Consider the following 17,603-nt stretch of genomic DNA (forward strand, 5'->3'; position numbering starts at 1 on the left):
AGGCTCAGACGGGCTCGCCCGCGTCCAGCCGCGACAGGAACTGGTCGGCCTCCTTCAGCACCGTGTCGCGCTTGGCCGTGTCCATCCGGTCCCATGTGCGGTACATCTGCGCCATGCGCGGGTTCGTCTCGAACCGCGCGCGATGACGCACGAGGAAGTGCCAGTAAAGAAGGTTGAAGGGGCAGGCACCCTGCCCCGTCTTTTTCTTCACGGAATAGGCACAGCCGGCGCAGTAATCCGACATCCGGTCGATGTAGTTGCCCGAGCTCACATAGGGCTTGGACGCGATGATGCCGCCATCGGCGAACTGGCTCATGCCGATGACGTTGGGCGCCTCGACCCATTCGAAAGCGTCAAAGTAGACGGCCAGGTACCATTCGTGCACCTGAACCGGGTCGATCCCGGCCAGCAGCGCGAAGTTGCCCGTGACCATGAGCCGCTGGATGTGATGGGCATAGGCCTCGTCCCGCGTCTGCGCCACGGCATGGGACAGACAGGCCATGCCGGTTTCCGCCCCCCAGTAAAGCGGCGGCAGCGCACGGCCGTGGCCCAGGGCGTTGCACCCGGTATATCCCGGCCCCTCGCGGAAATAGATGCCGCGCATGTATTCGCGCCAGCCGATGACCTGCCGGATGAATCCCTCGGCCGAGTTGAGAGGGACATGGCCGGCTTTCAATTCCGCCTCGACACGGGTGCAGATTTCCACAGGATTCAGCAGGCCGATATTCAGATACGCGGATAGCAGCGAATGGTGCAGGAACTTGTCCCCAGCCAGCATCGCGTCCTGGTAGGGTCCGAAATCGGGCAACAGGTAGCGCGCGAAATGGTCCAGCGCCTGTAACGCCTGTTCCCGCGTCACCGCGCAATGAAACGGCCGCAGAGTCCCGAAATTGTTGCCGAAACGCGCCTCGACCAGCTCCAGCACTTCCTCCGTCACCGCGTCCGGCGTGAACTGCATGGGCTTTGCACGCAGCATGTCGTCGGCCGCGGGCTTACGGTTATCGTGGTCGAAATTCCACTTGCCCCCGGCGGGTTTGTCCCCGTCCATGAGCAGGCCGGTCTTGCGGCGCATCTCGCGGTAGAAATACTCCATCCGCAATTCCTTGCGCCCCTCGGCCCATGCGTCGAACTCTTCCAGCGAGGCCACGAAACGGTCATCGGGCAGTTGCGTGACCGACAGCGGGGCATCGTCCAGCGCCTCGACCAGCCGCCATTCGCCCGGCGTGGTGGCCAGAACCTCGCTGGTGCCGTGCACCTGCCCCCGGCGCATCAACTCGCCCACGATGGAGCGCGTCGCCCCCGGCTCGTCCAGCCGGGTATAGGCCACTGTCCAGCCGTCCGCCCGAAGCTCCTCGGCGAAGTGACGCATCGCCGAGAGCACGAGCGCGATCTTCTTGGGATGATGCGGCACATAGGTGGTTTCGTCGACGACCTCGGCCATCACCACCACGTCGCGCACCTTGTCGGCGGCGCGCAACGCGGACAGCTCATGGCTCAGCTGGTCGCCCAGCACCGGCACCAGCCTCACCATGGCACGCGCTCGCCCCGCCAGTCGAAGAACAGCCCCGTCTCCGACGGCGTGAGGTCGTCGATGACGGCCAGCAGGTTCTGCGCGGCCTCCTGTGGCGTCACGGTGGGATGGCCCCGCGCGTATTTCTCGGTCAACGGCGTTTCCACGGTCCCGGGATGGAGCGCGACGCAGACCGCCTGCCTGTGGGTCCGGGCCAGCTCGATGGCGCCGGTACGGATCATCTGGTTCAGCGCGGCCTTGGAGGTGCGGTAACTGTACCAGCCCCCGAACCCGTTGTCGCCGATCGAGCCGACCCGCGCCGACAGCGCGGCGAACACGCAACGCCGGTCGCGCGGCAGCAGGCCACGGGCGTGCTTGAGCACCAGCGACGGCCCCACGCAGTTGAGGCGGAACTGCGCCAGCATGGTTTCCGCGGACAAGTGTTTCAGCGACTTCTCGGGCCCCTGCCCGTTCAATTCCAACGCCCCCGTGGCAACGAAGACCAGATCGAACGGGCCGGTCACGCGCCCGAGCACCTCCTCGACCGAGGACTCGTCGGTCACGTCGATCCCGTCATCCCGGCGCGACAGCCCGGTGACAGCCACGCCCCGCGCGACCAGCGCCTCCGAAACGGCCGCGCCGATCCCGCCCGAGGCGCCGATGATCAATGCCTTGTCCATGTTGGGCGAGCTAGCGGCACGCGCGCGCAGATCAAGACGCCGCACCGGGGCGCCGCGCGATTTCCGGGGTTTGCAAGGGCGATTCGCATGCATATAGTCACGCCCATGACACGGCGACGGCACATACCCACGCATTGCGGACATCACCCCGCGGGTTGCCTTCGCGCCCTGCTGCTCCTAAGCCGCCTCTGAGCGTGCCGTGACCCGGCGCGACCGCTCAGAGGATCAGCTTTCTTCGCGCCGACAGGCTTAGGACAATACAGCGAGACACGACATGACCGACACGACCGAACACCGCGTTTCGCCGCAGGCGGACAAGGACCGCGTGGTGATTTTCGACACCACCCTGCGCGACGGCGAGCAATCCCCCGGCGCGACCATGACCCATGACGAGAAGCTTGAGATTGCCGGGCTTCTGGACGAGATGGGGGTGGACATCATCGAGGCCGGATTCCCCATCGCCTCCGAGGGCGATTTCCGGGCGGTGAAGGAAATTGCCGAGCGGTCGCGCGACGCCACCATCTGCGGACTGGCCCGCGCCAACACCAAGGATATCGACCGCTGCTGGGAGGCCGTGAAACACGCCCGCAGCCCGCGCATCCATACATTCATCGGCACCTCGCCGCTTCACCGGGCCATCCCGGACCTCACGCAGGACGAGATGGCCGAGCGCATCCACGAGACGGTGACCCATGCCCGCAACCTCTGCGACAACGTGCAATGGTCGCCGATGGACGCCACGCGCACCGAATGGGATTACCTGCGCCGGGTGGTCGAGATCGCCATCAAGGCTGGCGCCAACACCATCAACATCCCCGATACCGTGGGGTACACCGCGCCGGTCGAATCGGCCGAGCTCATCCGCCGCCTGATCGCCGAGGTGCCCGGCGCTGACGAGATCGTGTTTGCCACGCATTGTCACAACGATCTCGGCATGGCCACGGCCAACGCGCTGGCCGCCGTGGCGGGCGGGGCGCGCCAGATCGAGTGCACGATCAACGGGCTGGGCGAACGCGCCGGCAACACCGCGCTGGAAGAAGTGGTGATGGCGCTGAAGGTCCGCGGCGACATCATGCCGTACGAAACGCGCGTCGACAGCCGCAAGATCATGCATATCAGCCGCCGGGTCGCCACGGTGTCGGGCTTCAACGTGCAGTACAACAAGGCGATCGTGGGGAAAAACGCCTTCGCGCACGAATCCGGCATTCACCAGGACGGGATGCTCAAGAACGCCGAGACCTTCGAGATCATGCGCCCCGAGGACATCGGCCTGACAGAGACCAACATCGTTCTTGGCAAGCATTCGGGCCGTGCCGCGGTGCGCGCCAAGCTCAGGGATCTCGGCTTCGAACTGGGGGCCAACCAGCTCGACGACGTGTTCTACCGCTTCAAGGAACTCGCCGACCGCAAGAAGGAGGTCTATGACGAGGACCTGATCGCGCTCGTCACCGCCGGGGAAGAGTCCGCAAGCGATCGGCTGGTGGTCAAATCGCTGCGCGTTGTCTGCGGCACCGGCGGACCGGCCGAGGCGGAGCTGGTGATGACCATCGATGGCCAGGAGAGGACCGCGATACAAACGGGCGACGGCCCCGTTGATGCCACCTTCAAGGCGGTGCGCGCGCTGCACCCCAACGACGCGCATCTCTCGCTCTACCAGGTTCACGCGGTGACCGAGGGCACGGACGCGCAGGCCACCGTCTCCGTCCGGCTGGAGGAAGAGGGCAACATCGCCACCGGCCAGTCGGCGGATACCGACACGGTGGTCGCATCGGCCAAGGCCTATGTTAACGCGCTCAACAGGTTGCTGGTGCGCCGCGGCAAGACCGGCGAGGATCGCAAGGAAATCAGCTACAAGGACGTGTCCTGACAGGTCCCCGGCGACGCGGCGGGTTCAACCCGCCGCGTCGCTTTCCTGCCCGGCCCATTCCCAGGGCCGGGTGAAGCGGCCCAGAACGTGGGCGATCTGGTCCCTGTCCACCTCGCCGGTCGCCTCGATCTGCGCCACGAGCCCGCGCTTCTTGGATTCGACCACCTGCGCGACCCGTGCCGCGATCCCTTCCTTTTCCAGCTCGGCGTCATAGACGCGGGCGATGGCCAGCTTGCGCAGGCCGGGCTTGAATACCTTGCCAACGGCCGTCTTGGGCAGTTCCGCCAGAACCTCGACATGCTTTGGCATCGCGGCGCGTTCGTGCACGTGGGTCCGGCAGTGTTCCAGCAGTTCCGCCCCCGTCACGATTCCGCCCTCGACCAGTTCGACATAGGCACAGGGGATCTCGCCGGCATGGGCGTCAGGCTGGCCGATGGCACCGGCCATGGCCACCTGAGGATGGGCCATGAGCGCCTCCTCGATCTCGGCGGGGTCGATATTGTGGCCGCCGCGGATGATGAGATCCTTGGCGCGGCCTGTGATCCACAGGTACCCGTCCCCGTCCACACGGCCCAGATCCCCGGTGCGCAGGTAGTGACCGAAGTGGAAAAGCTCGGCGTTCTTGGACGGATCCGTGTAGGTATGGCCGGCATAGACCCCGGGGCTGGAGATGCATATCTCGCCCACCTCGTCCGTCGCGGCCTCCACCGCCTGTCCCTGCGCGTCGACGTTGTAGATCCGGACATCCGTGTAGGGGAACGGAACCCCGACCGAGCCGACCTTCTTTGCGCCCTCCGGCGGGTTGCAGGACACCAGGCAGGTCGCCTCGGTCAGCCCGTAGCCCTCTATCACCGCCATGCCGGTGGCGGATTCGAACCGGTTGAAAAGCTCCAGCGGCATGGGCGCAGAGCCCGAGAATGCATTCTTGACGCCGGATATGTCGGCATCCACCCTGCGCTGCATCAGCGCCGAGACCGCCGTGGGCACCGTGATGACGAAAGTCGTCCTCCACCGCTCGCAAAGTTTCCAGAAATTGTCGAACACCCCATCGCCGCGATAGCCCGCCGGCGTGGGAAACACCACGTGCGCCCCCGACCTGATCATCGCCATCAGGATCACGTGACAGGCGAATACGTGAAACAGCGGCAGCGGACACATGATGCTGTCGCGCTCGGTGAACAGCAGGCGGTGCCCGATCCAGCCGTTGTAGATCATGCCGGAATAGCGGTGCTGGGCCACCTTGGGCATGCCGGTGGTGCCGCCGGTGTGGAAATAGGCCGCCACCCTGTCGCCGGCGGCGTCCTCGAATTGCAGCGCCAGGTCATGCCGGGCAAGTTCCTTGTGAAAGTCCTTGACGTCGGCATGGTGGTTGCCGGGGTTCCTCGGCCGGACGAGCGGCACGATCCAGCTTTTCGGGGGGGTAAGATAGCGGTTGAGGTCGATTTCCAGAACCGTGTGCACACGCGGGGCGTGGCGGACGGCCTCGGCGGTTTTCTGGGCGATGTCGGTCCTTGGAAACGCCTTCAGCGTGACCACGACCCGGGCGTCGGTTTCGCGCAGGATCGCGCTGACCTGCTCGGGCTCCAGCAACGGGTTGATCGGGTTGGCGATGCCCGCGACCATCGCCCCCACCATTGCAACGGCCGTCTCGACGCTGTTGGGCAGCACGAGCGCCACGACATCCTGCTCACCCAGCTTGAGAGAACGGAACAGGTTCGCCGCGCGGCAGACCTGGTCGTGGAATTCCTTCCATGTCAGCGTCTTCGCGGGGTCCGTGGCACCGGACAGAAGCTGGTAGCTGATCGCCGGACGATCGGGAAATCTGTCCGCCACCTCGTTGAGCATCTCGTAGAGCGTACCCGGAAGCTCACGCTCGCCCCATGGCATTTCGTTCTCGATGTCCAGCGCGTCCGTGCGCGTGGCAAATGTCATGCCGCTTCCTCCCCTTCTCGCGGCCGGCCCTTCCGGTGCCGTAGCCGGCAGCTCCTCGCCCCTGCCGGGGGAGCATGGAAGGCTTTGACCGGGCACGCAAGTTTAACGCTGCGTTGCGGACCATGTGACATTTCCGGGCCGGCAAGAATTTCTCTTGACTGTTTTTATCGGAAACTGCACGAATGTCTTACCATTTTACTCGACAAACAAGAAGGAACCATGCCGAAATGCCGAACACCTGCCGCAGCCTGACCCTGAGCGCCGCCGTCATCGCGCTGGCAGCGCCTGCATTCGCCGACAGCGTCAACATCTATTCCAGCCGCCACTACGACTCCGACGATATCCTTTATGACAAGTTCACCGAGGAAACCGGGATCGAGGTCAACCGCATCGAGGCCAATGCCGACGAGTTGATCGCGCGGCTGGAGGCCGAGGGCGACAACAGCCCCGCGGACGTGTTCATCGCCGTGGATGTGGGCCGCATGGACCGCGCCGAGGAGGCGGGCGTTCTCCAGCCATTCGATTCGGAGGTGATCGAGACGCGCATACCCGAGCACTTCCAGCATCCCGAAAACCTCTGGTTCGGCGTGTCACAGCGCGCGCGCATCATCTTCTACGCCAAGGACCGCGTGGACACCCCGCCGCAAACCTACGAGGCCCTGGCCGAGCCGGAGTGGGACGACAGCATCTGTATCCGCTCGTCCTCCAACATCTACAACCAGTCGCTGCTGGCCTCGATCATCGAGGTGCACGGCGAGGACGCGGCAAAGGACTGGGCCGCCGGGATCGTCGAGAACATGGCGCGCGCACCGCAGGGAGGAGACACCGACCAGCTGCGCGGGCTGGTCTCTGGCGAATGCGACGTGGCGGTTTCCAACCATTACTATTTCCTGCGCGGATATGACCGGGACGTGTCCGGCCTCACCGACGGGATCGACAATATCGGCTGGGTCTGGCCCAACCAGGACGGGCGCGGCGCGCATGTGAACCTTGCTACCGCCTCGATGACCAGGGCCGCCCCGAATGCCGAGAACGCCGTGACGTTCCTCGAGTTCCTGACAGGCGATTTCGCGCAATCCCATTTCGCCTCGCAGAACAACGAGTATCCCGCCGTTCCCGATGCGCCCGGCGATGACAGCACCGCCCGGCTGGGCGCGTTCAACGCAGACGACACGACCCCGACCGCCGCGTTCAGCCGGAACGCCAAGGCGGCGCAGACCATCTTCAACGAGGTCGGCTGGGACTGACGCGTTCGTGTCCGCCCGGATCACGCACCCCGCCGGCCACCGCCGGCGGGGTTTTTTCACGCACATGCTGGCGGCGCCGCGATATTGACCCGCATCAAGGTAATACCCACCTCTGCCCGCGATAGTCGGCACATCCGTCAAAAAGGGAGTATCGAAATGGTTGAAAAATCCCACAGCTCAGGTCTTTGGCCCAGCGTCTACGAACCCCTGCGCCACCTCGGCACACGCATGGCCGAATGGCTCGCACCCGCCTCCGACGCAAGGGGCAGCGAGGACGCCTATTCCATCACGATGGAACTGCCCGGCGTCTCGGAAAAGGACATCGACATATCGATACATGACGGCGTTGTCTCGGTAAAAGGCGAAAAGAGCGCCGAACGCGAGGAAAAGGGCGACACCTGGTTCTTTGCCGAACGCCAGTACGGCACCTTCAGCCGCACGTTCCGTCTGCCGGCGGATGCAGACGGTGACAAGGTTTCGGCCGACCTCAAGGACGGCGTGCTGACGCTCACCGTACCGAAGATCACGCCGAAATCGCCGGAATCGACCAAGGTCAAGATCAACAAGGGCTGACGGCTAGCCGCGCAGGTCGAGAACCTCCGAAAGCCCCGCCCGGCTTGTACGAAAGCCGTTGGCGGGGTGATCGGGGTCCTCGTGACCAAACGAGATGGCGCACAGGATCCGCCGGTTTTCCGGCAGGCCGAAATGGCGGCGGATCATGTCCGGGTAGCTGGCGACAGAGGCCTGTGCGATCGTGGCCACGTCGTGCGCGGTCGCGGCCAGCATGAAGGCCATCACGAAGCCGCCGCAATCAAGCGCGCCGTAGGGGCCGAGCTCCGCCTCGGCATGCAACACAGCCACGTGTGGTGCACCGAACAGGCGAAAATTCTCCATCGATTGCGCCGCCCGCGCTGCGCGGTCCTCGCGCGCGATTCCCACCGCCTCGTAGAGCTGATAGCCACAGGCGCGTCGCCGCTCGCCATGAACGCCGGGATACGCCTCGGGCCATGGCATGTCCGGGGCGGGGGCACAGGTTTCGGCCGCCTCCAGCAACGCGGCACGGAACCGGTCGGTTTCCTGGCCGGTGGTCACCGTCACCTGCCATGGCTGGGCGTTGCACCATGACGGCGCCCGGCCCGCCGCGGCAACGATCTTCTCGATCGTCTCGCGGCGCAACTGCTCGGGGCGAAAAGCCCGGCAGCTGTAGCGCGTTTCGAGAAGGCGGGTCAGCGTCGTGACGTCCCGGCTCATGGAATGGCTCCCTCGTTGATGGCGATGAAGTAACCGGCCCCGCCGGCGACGAGCAGCCCGAGGGCCACCGCCAACGCGATCTTCCAGACGCACCACGGCCGCTCGCCCTGGACGCGGCCCGTGCGCCCGTTGACCACGAAGCGATAACTTTCGCCCCTGTACCTGTATGCCGCCACCCAGACGGGCAGCAAGATGTGCTTGAAGGTCACGTCGCGGACGGTCGTTTCGATATCGTGGATGCGCTGGCGGTCCCCGCCGATGTCGAACCGTACGTCGCGGGCGATCACCCGGTCCATCTGCGCGCGCGCCTCGGCAAAGCCTTCATCAAGCTCGACCTGGTATCCCTCGGCCCCGAACCCGGCGAGGAACTCGGGGCGGTAAGGCTCCAGCGCCGCCAGATCCCACGGTGCCAGGCCATCGGTGTGGCGCTTGGGCAAAGTGCGCGAGGCCAGCACCAGCACATCGTCGAAAAACCGCGCAACCCGGCCCGAGACGGGTTGCCAGCGCACCTTCTGCACCCGCACCTGCCGGCGCTTGCCGTTGCGCATCACCGTGCGCGTTTCGTGATAGACCGTGCCCCTCGCGCCGCGATAGCGCGACTCGGTGTCGGCATCGAAGGTCCAGTAGGGCACGTATATGCCCTGCATGCGCCGCCCCTTGCGGGCATAGTCCTGCAGCCCGCGCGGGGCGAACCAGAGCCGGCCGAGCCAGCCTGTCATCGCGTCATGCGCGGCGCCTTCATCCAGCGCGAAGGGCAATAGCCCCTTGGGCTTGATATGCCTGTGCGTGCCGGTGCCGGTCACGACGGGCGTGGCGCAGAAAGGGCATTCCCGCGCATGAATGGTGTCGTCGAACGCGACCTGCGCCCCGCAATTGGGACATTCCAGCACCCGAGTCTCCTCGATTTCCTGCCTGTCGATCCCCCCCGCGAGCGCGGTTTCGAGATCCAGCTCGCGGATCGTCCCGGCCCACGGGCCGACCTGCGCGATCTCGCTCACATGCCCGCAATGCGCGCAGACAAGCTGGCCCTTGCCGGGGTCGAAGCGGTAATCGGCACCGCACTGGTCGCACGGGAAACGGTGCGCCTGGGGGCCAGCCGGCGCATTTTCCGGGCTCATGCGCGTTTACCCGTCACGCGCCGGGTGGCGGCGGGGGCATCACCGTGAAAAGCTGTGCCAGCTCCTGCACGTCTTCCGCGCGCATCCAGCCATCCTGCCCCGCCGTCCAGACATAGGTGTCGCGGGTTATCTTGCCCTCGGCGGCCATGCGCCCCATGGCCGCCTTGGAGTAAGGCCCGTGCGTCTGCCCGTTCTCGGCGATGTGCCAGACATGTTCCACCGGCGGCGGGGGTGGCGCCGCGGCAGCGGCCCCGGGCGCCTGCGCCGCGGCCTGGCGGCTGGCCATCTGCTGTGCCATGGCCATGCCCATGCCCATCCCCAGCCCCGCGCCCATACCCGAGCCGCCCGACGGGTTGGCCGAGGCGGCCGTCATCGCCTCGGCTGCCGAGTACTGGGCGAACTTGCCCAGATCGCCGGCCAGCCCCATCGAGGTGCGCTTGTCCAGCGCCTGCTCTACCGCCGGCGGCAGCGAGATGTTCTCGATGTAGAATTCGGGGATGGTCAGGCCGTATTCCGCCACCAGCTTGCCAAGCTCGCCGGTATTCGCGGCCATGTCCAGAACGGGGATACCGCTGCCCGCGATGATGCGCGAGAAGGACTGCACGATGACGTTGCGGATCTGGTAGCTGATCTCGTCCATCGTGAATTCGCCATCCGTGCCGACGATCTCGCTCAGGAACGTCGCCGGGTCGGTCACCCGAACCGAGTATGTGCCGTAGGCGCGGATGCGCGTGGGGCCGAACTCCGGGTCGCGGAGCATCACCGGGTTCTTCGTGCCCCATTTCAGGTTGTTGAACCGTGTCGTGTTGACGAAATAGATCTCCGACTTGAACGGCGAGCGGAACCCGTGATCCCAGTGCTGAAGCGTGGTCATGACGGGCATGTTGTTGGTCTCCAGCATGTAGAGACCGGGGGTGAAGACGTCCGCGATCTGCCCTTCGTGGACGAAGACAGCCGCCTGCCCCTCGCGCACGGTCAGCTTGGCGCCGTACTTTATCTCGTGGCCCTCGCGTTCGAACCGCCAGACCATCGTGTCGCGGGTGTCGTCCGTCCAGTGGATGACGTCGATGAACTCGCCGGAGAGGAAATCGAAAATGCCCATGGGTCAGGTCTCCTTCATGGTGACATTTGCCGTCATATCGGCCCCGGCTGGCCGTCAAGGATGCGGCGGATCAGCGGGCGCGCCTGTCCCAGGCTCATGCCCGGGGTCAGGTTGGGGTGGTAGAGCAGGCGCAACAGCTCCTCGTCATGAGTGGTCAGAAGGGCGAACTCCTCGTCATCGTTGAAAATCGAGGGCCGCGCCATCGCGCTGTCATTTCCCAGCCCCAGCCCCTGCGCGAGCTCCTCGTGGATGCAGGATCGGCGCATCAGGTCGGGCTGCTCGGACCGGATGAGCGCGATCGCCTTGTTGTAGACGTTCGGATTGCCCGTGCCCACGAATGTCAGAACCATGCAGTAGATGCTGCGCGGCGGATTGCGCACCAGCCCCATGGTGGCCGGCCCGATACCGGGGGCAAGTTCGCGGACGCGGGCGACGGTGCGCTCGCGGTCGTCCTCGGACGAGATGATGACGTGGAAATTGGGGGTGCGCCGGCTCATCGTTACGGGGTGGCCCGTCACCTCCGACAGCCGCCGCGCATAGGCCGCGACGATGGGCGCATCGGTATCGCGCACCTCCTGCGGCACGCGCTTGCCGAATTCCAGACGCATCCGGACCGGCCCGCCCCATCTGCGCAGCGTCCCGGGCCCGTAATCGGACACACGCAGGCCGCCGCCGCGCACGTACTCGTCATAAAAGGCGATGCGCTCGAAGTTCCGGGCGATATCCTCGGTCGTGTAGGGGGTGTCCACGCCGCCGCCCCCGGTGCGCAGCAGACCCTGCGCCAGAAGATGCGATTGCAGCCGCTCGTAATGACGCGTCAGCGCCGCGCTGTTTGCCGACGGTTCATATGCCGTCTCGGTGTCGAGCCCCGGGGGCCGGGCGCGCGGCTTGCCCGGCGGGGACGGCGCGATGCAGGCGGCCAGCAGCGTCAGCGCGCAGAGCCCGGCCGCGACACGCGAGGATATGACGGCGCGCGGCACGCGCGGCCTCAGCGTTCCGGAACCGCGGTGGCGGAATTGTCGCCCACACCGTCGCGACGGGCCTTGGCGGCGGCCAGAGTGTCACGCAATTCCTTTTCCATCTTGCCCAGCTCCTCCTCGGCCCGGGCGCGCTTGGCCTTGCCCTCATCAGCGATCTGCAGGCTTTCCTCGATCGTGCCGATCAGGTCGGCGTTGGCCTTCTTCACCGCCTCGATATCGAACACGCCGCGCTCCATTTCCTCGCGGATCATCTTGTTGGACTCGCGCAGGTTTTCCGCATTGGCGGTCAGCAATTCATTGGTCAGGTCGCTGGCCTCGCGCACCGAGGCCGCCGCCTCTGCGGAGCGTTGGATCGTAACCGCCTGTGCAAGTTGCGTTTCCCATAGCGGGACAGTGTTCACAAGGGTCGAGTTGATCTTGGTCACGAGGCTCTTGTCGTTCTCCTGGACCAGCCGGATGGACGGAAGCGACTGCATCGTGACCTGCCGTGTCAGCTTGAGGTCGTGCACACGCCGTTCCAGATCATCGCGCGCTGCCCGAAGGTCGCGCAATTCCTGCGCCTTGATCACCTGGTCATCCTCTGGGGCCGCGTCGACATCGGCCTGCTTTTGCGGGATCACCGTTTCATCAAGTTCCTTCAGCTTTTCCTGCCCGGCCGCGATATACAGCGCCAGCTCTTCATAGAAATCCAGCGTCTTCTCGTAGAGTCTGTCGAGCGACTTGATATCCTTCAGCAGCGTGTGCTCGTGCCCCAGCAGATCCTCGGTTATCCTGTCGATCTGCCCCTGCACCTCCTCGAAACGGGCGGTGAACTTGGCAAAGGGCGCCGCCCGCCCCAGCAGCTTTTCCCACCACGAACGTTCGCGCCGTACATCCAGCTCGGACACGTTGAACCCGCGGATCGTGGTAACGATGGTCCGCAGGGAATCACCCGCGGGGCCGACATCCTTGTTGCGCACGCCCGAGAGCATCGATTGCGATATTTCCTGCAGCTCGGCCTGCGCGGCGGAGCCGAAGGCGACGATGGAATTGGTGTCGCTCATGTCGATCTCGTCCATGCGCCTGCGGATCTCGGCCGCCTGGTCGGGCGGCGCGCTCTGCAAGGGCACCACCGCATCGGTCTGCGCGGGCTCGGGCAGGACGGCGCGGCTTACCGTCTCGATCTCGGCAAGTTCGGCCTCGGCCTGCTGTCGGGTTTGCTGGGACATGGGTGGTATCCTCATTCGCTGGGGGTGGCCGGGCGGATGCCCTCGCGCCGCAGCCGGTCGCGCAACACGTCGATCTCGACTTCCAGATCGCCGGCATCATCGGCCAGAAGCGCCCGGGTCTTGGCGGTGAAATTCTCTTCAAGGTCAGTCAGCAGGTCGAAATAATCACGCCGCGCACCGGCATCGCGTGAGCGCGCGTAGATCTCGGCGAACTTCACCGTCGCATCGCGCGCGCCCATCAGGTACACGGTCAGATATCGGCGTGCGGTGGTCAGGTCGCGCGGATCGTTTTCCACCGTCCGAAGCATGTCGCGGACGCTGGTCTGCAGGCGCTCGACGCGTTCCTCGGCCTGCCGGTCGCCCGCGCGCTTCACGGCCTCCCGCATCTCGCGCAGATAGGTTTCCGCCTTGTCGACGGCGCGCGCCACGCGCTCGGTCTGGAACTGGTCTACGCCCTCCATGCCCTTGTCGCGCAGCGGGTCCAGCCCGAAGGACACGACATGCAACCCGGTCGTGACCGCGCCGAAGATGACCGGGGCGAAAAGACCCGGCTCGGCCTTGTAGGCGGCAACGGCGATCCCGAGACCCGCCAGAACGGCGGCGAACAACTTTCGCGGCAGGCCGGGCCGTCGCGCGACCTTTCTCGCCTCGTAGGCCGCCTCGGCCCTGAGTCCCTCGCGCAAGAGCCACGCCGAAAACGCCAGCAGGGCCGCCGCCCCGGCGCCGAGGGCAAGCCCGGTGGCGCCAGCGGTGAGCGAGGTGAACAGCGCCAGCGCAGCCGGCAGAAACATGAAATTCGCGCGGGCACCTACAGGGTCGACCCGGGCGGAGCGGTAGCGCGATGCGCCACCGCTGGCCGGAACGTCGGTGTGCTTGTCAACCGGGCTGTATTTGCCGCCGAATTTCCGCGCCATGCCGTTCAAAGCCCCCCGAGCAACCCGCTCGTGACGCCCAGCATGAGGATCATCAGGGCCGCGTAGGCAATTTTCTGCACATTCGTCCCCCGTGCCATCAGCGCGACCTCCCGGCCAAGGCTGCGCGTCTCGCGCGCGGCGCGCACCGTGGCCGAAACCGCCAGCCCGGTCAGCGCAATCATCGCCAGCGCCAGGCAAACTAGCATGATCAGGCGCGCCATACCGTGCCATTCCCGCTTCGGTCGCCCTTGTTCCATGGAAACTTAGGTGAAGGCGCGACCTGTTGCTAGGGGAAACATCCCCCCGCAAGGCGCCGCTTGGGCGCGGGCGAACCCGCCGTCACGCCCGCATGGCGAGCACGGCGCCGGGGTTCATGATGCCCGAAGGGTCAAGGGCGTCCTTGATCGCGCGCATCGCCGCCAGTTTCACGGGGTCGCCGTAGCGGTTCAGGTCCGCCACCTTGAGCCGGCCGATACCGTGCTCGGCGCTGACCGACCCGTCCATCTCGTGCACGAGATCATGTACTGCCTGCTTGATGGCGTCACGCCGGTCGACAAAGGAGTCCCGGCTTTGGCCCACTGGCGGAAAGACGTTGTAATGCAGGTTGCCGTCGCCAAGGTGGCCGAAGCAATTGACGCGCAAGGGGCCGAAGCGGGCAATCGCCGCATTGCCGGCCTCGATGAATTCGGGAATGGCCCCGAGCGGCACCGATATGTCATGCGAACTGACCGACCCGACGCGCCGGTTCGCCTCGGGTATGGTTTCGCGCACGGTCCAGAACTCTCGGCGCTGCGCTTCGGATTGCGCGATCAGGCCATCGGTCACGAGCCCTGCCGAAAGCGCCTCGGAAAACAGCGTTTCGAGCGCCTCCGCAGGCTCCAGCCCGCGCGCAAGGCCGACATCGATCAGCACGCTCCACTCCGGCGGCTCGGGGAAGGGCTGGCGCGTCTCCGGCATCGTCTCGGCCAGGAAATCCAGCCCCGTGCGATGCATGAGCTCGAACGCCGTGATGCCCTCGCCCATGTGCGCACGTGCCAGCGCAAGCAGCCCCAGCGCCGCGCGCGGGCCGGGCACAACCATCAGCGCCGTGCCCTCGCCGGCCGGCCTCGGGAACAGCTTCAGGGTCGCCGCGGTTATGACGCCCAGCGTTCCCTCCGACCCGATCAGAAGGTTGCGGAGATCATAGCCCATGTTGTCCTTGCGCAGCCGGCGCAGCCCGTGCAGCACCTGCCCGTCCGGCAGAACCGCCTCGACACCGAGGCAGAGATCGCGCGCATTGCCATAGCGCAACACGTTCACGCCGCCGGCGTTCGTGGCCAAAAGACCACCGATACGGGCGCTGCCCTTGGCCGCGATGGACAGCGGAAACAGGCGCCCGGCCTGGCCCGCGGCCGCGTGGACGTCCGACAGGATGGCGCCCGCTTCGACAGAGATGACGTTCTCTTCCGGCCAGATACCGCGAATCCGCCGCATCCTTTCGAGGCTGAGCAGCATCGGCGCCGGGCCATCGGGGGCGATCTGGCCGCCGACCAGCCCCGTGCCGCCCGCGTAGGGCACGACCGGGACGCGCTCATCTGCGGCCGCGCGGACGGCCAGCGCCACCTCCTCGGTGCTGGCGGGAGCAACCAGAACGCCGGCCCGGCCCGCCCAGCGCCCCCGCGGCTCCTCGAGGTAGCCCGGGGCCGCATCGCGTATTGCCGCGGCTGGGAGCATGTCGCGCAAGCGCGCGACGAACGTTTCGCCGGCGGGACTCAGTGGCATGGGGCAAGCGCGCCCGGAGCGGGCCGATCGGTCATTCGAAAAGTTTCCTGAGCTCTTTCTCGACCTCGTCCTTGAGCCTGTCCTCCACCGCGTCCTCGACGGACTGGCCCTCCTCGACCTCCACGCCCAGCTCCTTTTCGACCGCGCGGCGCACTTCCTCCTCGGCGCGTGTCCTCAGTTCCTCTTTCTCCTCCTCGAAATTGAGATCGATGGCCTTTTCGAGGTCGGGCAGGATGCTCGGGTCCGCCCACGGGCCGCGGATGCGAACGGGAATGGCCACGCCCCTTGAGGTCTCTCCCTCCAGCAGGACGGGAGTGAACAGGTAGTCGATGTTGCGTTGCCCAAGCCCGATCACCCCCTCGCCCTCGGCCTTGGCCAGCGGCAGCTTCATCAGCAGGTCGTCATTGCGCAGGCGGCCATCCTTCATGGTGAAGGTCGCGCTCATCTCGTCGAAGATCGTCGTGCCGCCGCTGGCCTGTCCCGAACGCATGAGCTTGTCTAGGTCGATGCCCGCGATCACGCCGCGCCCCGTCTTGAACGCGCCCTCGCCGCTCAGGCTGTTCATGATGGCGTGCTGGCTCTGGCCGACGCCGAGGAAACTGATATTGCCGTCAGCCGTGCCGGAAAAGCGCGTGATCCCGGCGGCATCCGTGAGGAAACTCTCCAGATCGAGCCCAGCCGCAGTGATGTCGCCCCCGACCGAGAGGCCAGAGCGGTTGTTCATGACGAAATTGCCCGTCACCACGGCATCGTAGGCGCGCATCTCGCGCAGATCGAAGACAAGGCGCGAATTGTCCAGCGTCGCCATCGCCCGCGTCGCGCCCACCTGCAGACCGCCAAGGTCGATGCTTTCCGCTGCCAGCGCAACCTCGGCATCGGCCAGGGCAAGGGGCGAGGCGTCGATCGGTGCCCTGGACCAGCCTGTGTCAGCCGCCCCGTCGGCGCCGTCCGCTGCGTCGCCCTTGCCCGCGGCAAGCCCGGACAGATCGAGCGCCTCCGCGTCAAGCTGCGCAGTCACGCGCGGCTTCTGCCCGCCAAGGGCAATATCCGCCCCGCCCGTGATCCGGTTGCCCCGGTCGAGCGACAGGACGGTGTCGCGCAGCGCCACGCGCCGGTCGCCGTCAAGCGTGATGCTGGTTTCAAGGCCGATCGTCCGGCCCAGCCCCGCCGGAATCTCGGCCGCGGCCAGCCCCAGCCGGCCGAGGAAGCCGCCTGTATCCTCGATATTGGCCGTCAGCCGGCCCTCGGCCTGCGGTGCGGAACTCAACCGCCCCCGAAACGTCGCGGTGCCGCCGCCGGTATTCAGGGTGGCCTCCGCGTCGCTCACGCCGCCATCTATGAAATCTCCCACCCGGTCGAGAAACCCGCTGATCCGCACGGCTTCTCCGGCCGGGCGCAGCGTGACGTCGAAGGTGGCGCGCCCCTCGTAATCCGGCCAGCGCAGATCGAGGTCCATGCCCCGCATCTCGGTGCGTGCGCCCGTCCCGTGATCGGTGTAGACCAGCGCCGCGTCTGTAATGAGGGCACGATCGAGGGTGAGCGCGAGCGGTTCGAACTCCGCCGGCGCATCGCCTGCATCGGATTGGCCCGACGGAGCGACGCCCTCCACTCCCAGCTTCCAGTTCACGCGACCGTCCGCCGCGCGTTCGAGGTTGATGACGGGCGCCACCGCCTCCAGCCCGGTGATGCGGATGTCGCCACCCCACAAGACTTGTGGTTCCACCCCCACCTTGAGGCTTTGGGCCTGGAACATGGGGCCACCTTCGCCCCAGTCGGCATTGGCGACCGTCACGGCGCCGGTGCTGACGCCAAGAACCGGCCAGACGCTCAGCGTGGTATCGCCCCGCATCGTGACCTCGCGCCCGGTGATGGACGAGATCTGGTCAGACGCGATCCGGGCGATCCGCTCGCCCGGGAGCATGAACAGGGAGACGAGTGCCACCGCCACTGCGGCCAGCACGACAAGAAGCCCGCGAACAATCCAGCGCATCAATGCATCCTTTCGCTGCATCTCAAGTTAGGCCGGCGCCGCC

The 17,603-nt window shown here is 66.2% G+C and carries 15 protein-coding genes; 3 read left to right on the forward strand and 12 right to left on the reverse strand.

Translation table 11 applies throughout. From position 1 onward, the window contains the following. Window positions 1-4: 4 nt before the first annotated feature. Together ACH13J_RS08320 and ACH13J_RS08325 are read right to left on the reverse strand one after the other, a co-directional pair. Complete coding sequence (locus tag ACH13J_RS08320; protein ID WP_397542866.1) at window positions 5-1,531, reverse strand: cryptochrome/photolyase family protein; 1,527 nt, start codon at window positions 1,529-1,531, stop codon at window positions 5-7. Continuing rightward, window positions 1,525-2,190 (reverse strand): SDR family NAD(P)-dependent oxidoreductase, encoded by a 666-nt coding sequence (locus tag ACH13J_RS08325; protein WP_397542867.1) that lies wholly within the window; start codon window positions 2,188-2,190, stop codon window positions 1,525-1,527. Before ACH13J_RS08325 ends, ACH13J_RS08320 begins: the two co-directional genes overlap by 7 nt. Window positions 2,191-2,464: 274 nt before the next feature. On the opposite strand from ACH13J_RS08325, the gene ACH13J_RS08330 reads away from it, so the two are divergent. Beyond that, window positions 2,465-4,057, forward strand: a complete 1,593-nt coding sequence (locus tag ACH13J_RS08330; protein ID WP_397542868.1) for a 2-isopropylmalate synthase — start codon at window positions 2,465-2,467, stop codon at window positions 4,055-4,057. A 24-nt stretch (window positions 4,058-4,081) separates the two neighbouring features. Here the strand turns inward: ACH13J_RS08330 and ACH13J_RS08335 are convergent, their stop codons facing one another. Beyond that, a complete protein-coding gene (locus ACH13J_RS08335; protein WP_397542869.1) occupies window positions 4,082-5,989 on the reverse strand; it encodes an acyl-CoA synthetase in 1,908 nt (635 codons plus the stop codon). Between the two features lie 227 nt (window positions 5,990-6,216). Between ACH13J_RS08335 and ACH13J_RS08340 the strand changes: the two genes are divergently transcribed. Further along, on the forward strand, window positions 6,217-7,236 hold the full coding sequence (locus tag ACH13J_RS08340) for an extracellular solute-binding protein (protein WP_397542870.1): 1,020 nt from the start codon (window positions 6,217-6,219) through the stop codon (window positions 7,234-7,236). 156 nt (window positions 7,237-7,392) lie between these two features. Beyond that, window positions 7,393-7,809: an Hsp20 family protein gene (locus ACH13J_RS08345; RefSeq protein WP_397542871.1), complete on the forward strand. Its 417-nt coding sequence runs from the start codon at window positions 7,393-7,395 to the stop codon at window positions 7,807-7,809. A gap of 3 nt (window positions 7,810-7,812) precedes the next feature. On the opposite strand, the gene ACH13J_RS08350 is transcribed toward ACH13J_RS08345, so the two are convergent. The 9 genes from ACH13J_RS08350 to ACH13J_RS08390 form a co-directional block, all read right to left on the reverse strand. Continuing rightward, complete coding sequence (locus ACH13J_RS08350; protein WP_397542872.1) at window positions 7,813-8,487, reverse strand: nitroreductase family protein; 675 nt, start codon at window positions 8,485-8,487, stop codon at window positions 7,813-7,815. Further along, window positions 8,484-9,605, reverse strand: coding sequence for a TFIIB-type zinc finger domain-containing protein (locus ACH13J_RS08355; protein ID WP_397542873.1), 1,122 nt, complete (start codon window positions 9,603-9,605; stop codon window positions 8,484-8,486). The genes ACH13J_RS08350 and ACH13J_RS08355 overlap by 4 nt, the downstream gene beginning before the upstream one ends. A gap of 13 nt (window positions 9,606-9,618) precedes the next feature. Beyond that, window positions 9,619-10,707 (reverse strand): SPFH domain-containing protein, encoded by a 1,089-nt coding sequence (locus ACH13J_RS08360; protein WP_397542874.1) that lies wholly within the window; start codon window positions 10,705-10,707, stop codon window positions 9,619-9,621. A 32-nt stretch (window positions 10,708-10,739) separates the two neighbouring features. Beyond that, entirely contained in the window at window positions 10,740-11,687 is a 948-nt protein-coding gene (locus ACH13J_RS08365) for a DUF2927 domain-containing protein (protein WP_397542875.1), read from the reverse strand. 8 nt (window positions 11,688-11,695) lie between these two features. After that, complete coding sequence (locus tag ACH13J_RS08370) at window positions 11,696-12,895, reverse strand: toxic anion resistance protein (protein ID WP_397542876.1); 1,200 nt, start codon at window positions 12,893-12,895, stop codon at window positions 11,696-11,698. 11 nt (window positions 12,896-12,906) lie between these two features. Beyond that, window positions 12,907-13,809, reverse strand: coding sequence for a 5-bromo-4-chloroindolyl phosphate hydrolysis family protein (locus tag ACH13J_RS08375; protein WP_397542877.1), 903 nt, complete (start codon window positions 13,807-13,809; stop codon window positions 12,907-12,909). A gap of 5 nt (window positions 13,810-13,814) precedes the next feature. Further along, window positions 13,815-14,030, reverse strand: coding sequence for a hypothetical protein (locus tag ACH13J_RS08380; RefSeq protein WP_397542878.1), 216 nt, complete (start codon window positions 14,028-14,030; stop codon window positions 13,815-13,817). Between the two features lie 118 nt (window positions 14,031-14,148). Next, a complete protein-coding gene (locus ACH13J_RS08385; protein WP_397542879.1) occupies window positions 14,149-15,570 on the reverse strand; it encodes an FAD-linked oxidase C-terminal domain-containing protein in 1,422 nt (473 codons plus the stop codon). 31 nt (window positions 15,571-15,601) lie between these two features. Then, window positions 15,602-17,560, reverse strand: coding sequence for an AsmA family protein (locus ACH13J_RS08390; RefSeq protein WP_397542880.1), 1,959 nt, complete (start codon window positions 17,558-17,560; stop codon window positions 15,602-15,604). Between the last annotated feature and the right edge of the window lie 43 nt (window positions 17,561-17,603).

This window comes from Roseovarius salis (assembly GCF_044472985.1).
GTDB classification, from domain to species: Bacteria; Pseudomonadota; Alphaproteobacteria; order Rhodobacterales; family Rhodobacteraceae; genus Roseovarius; species Roseovarius salis.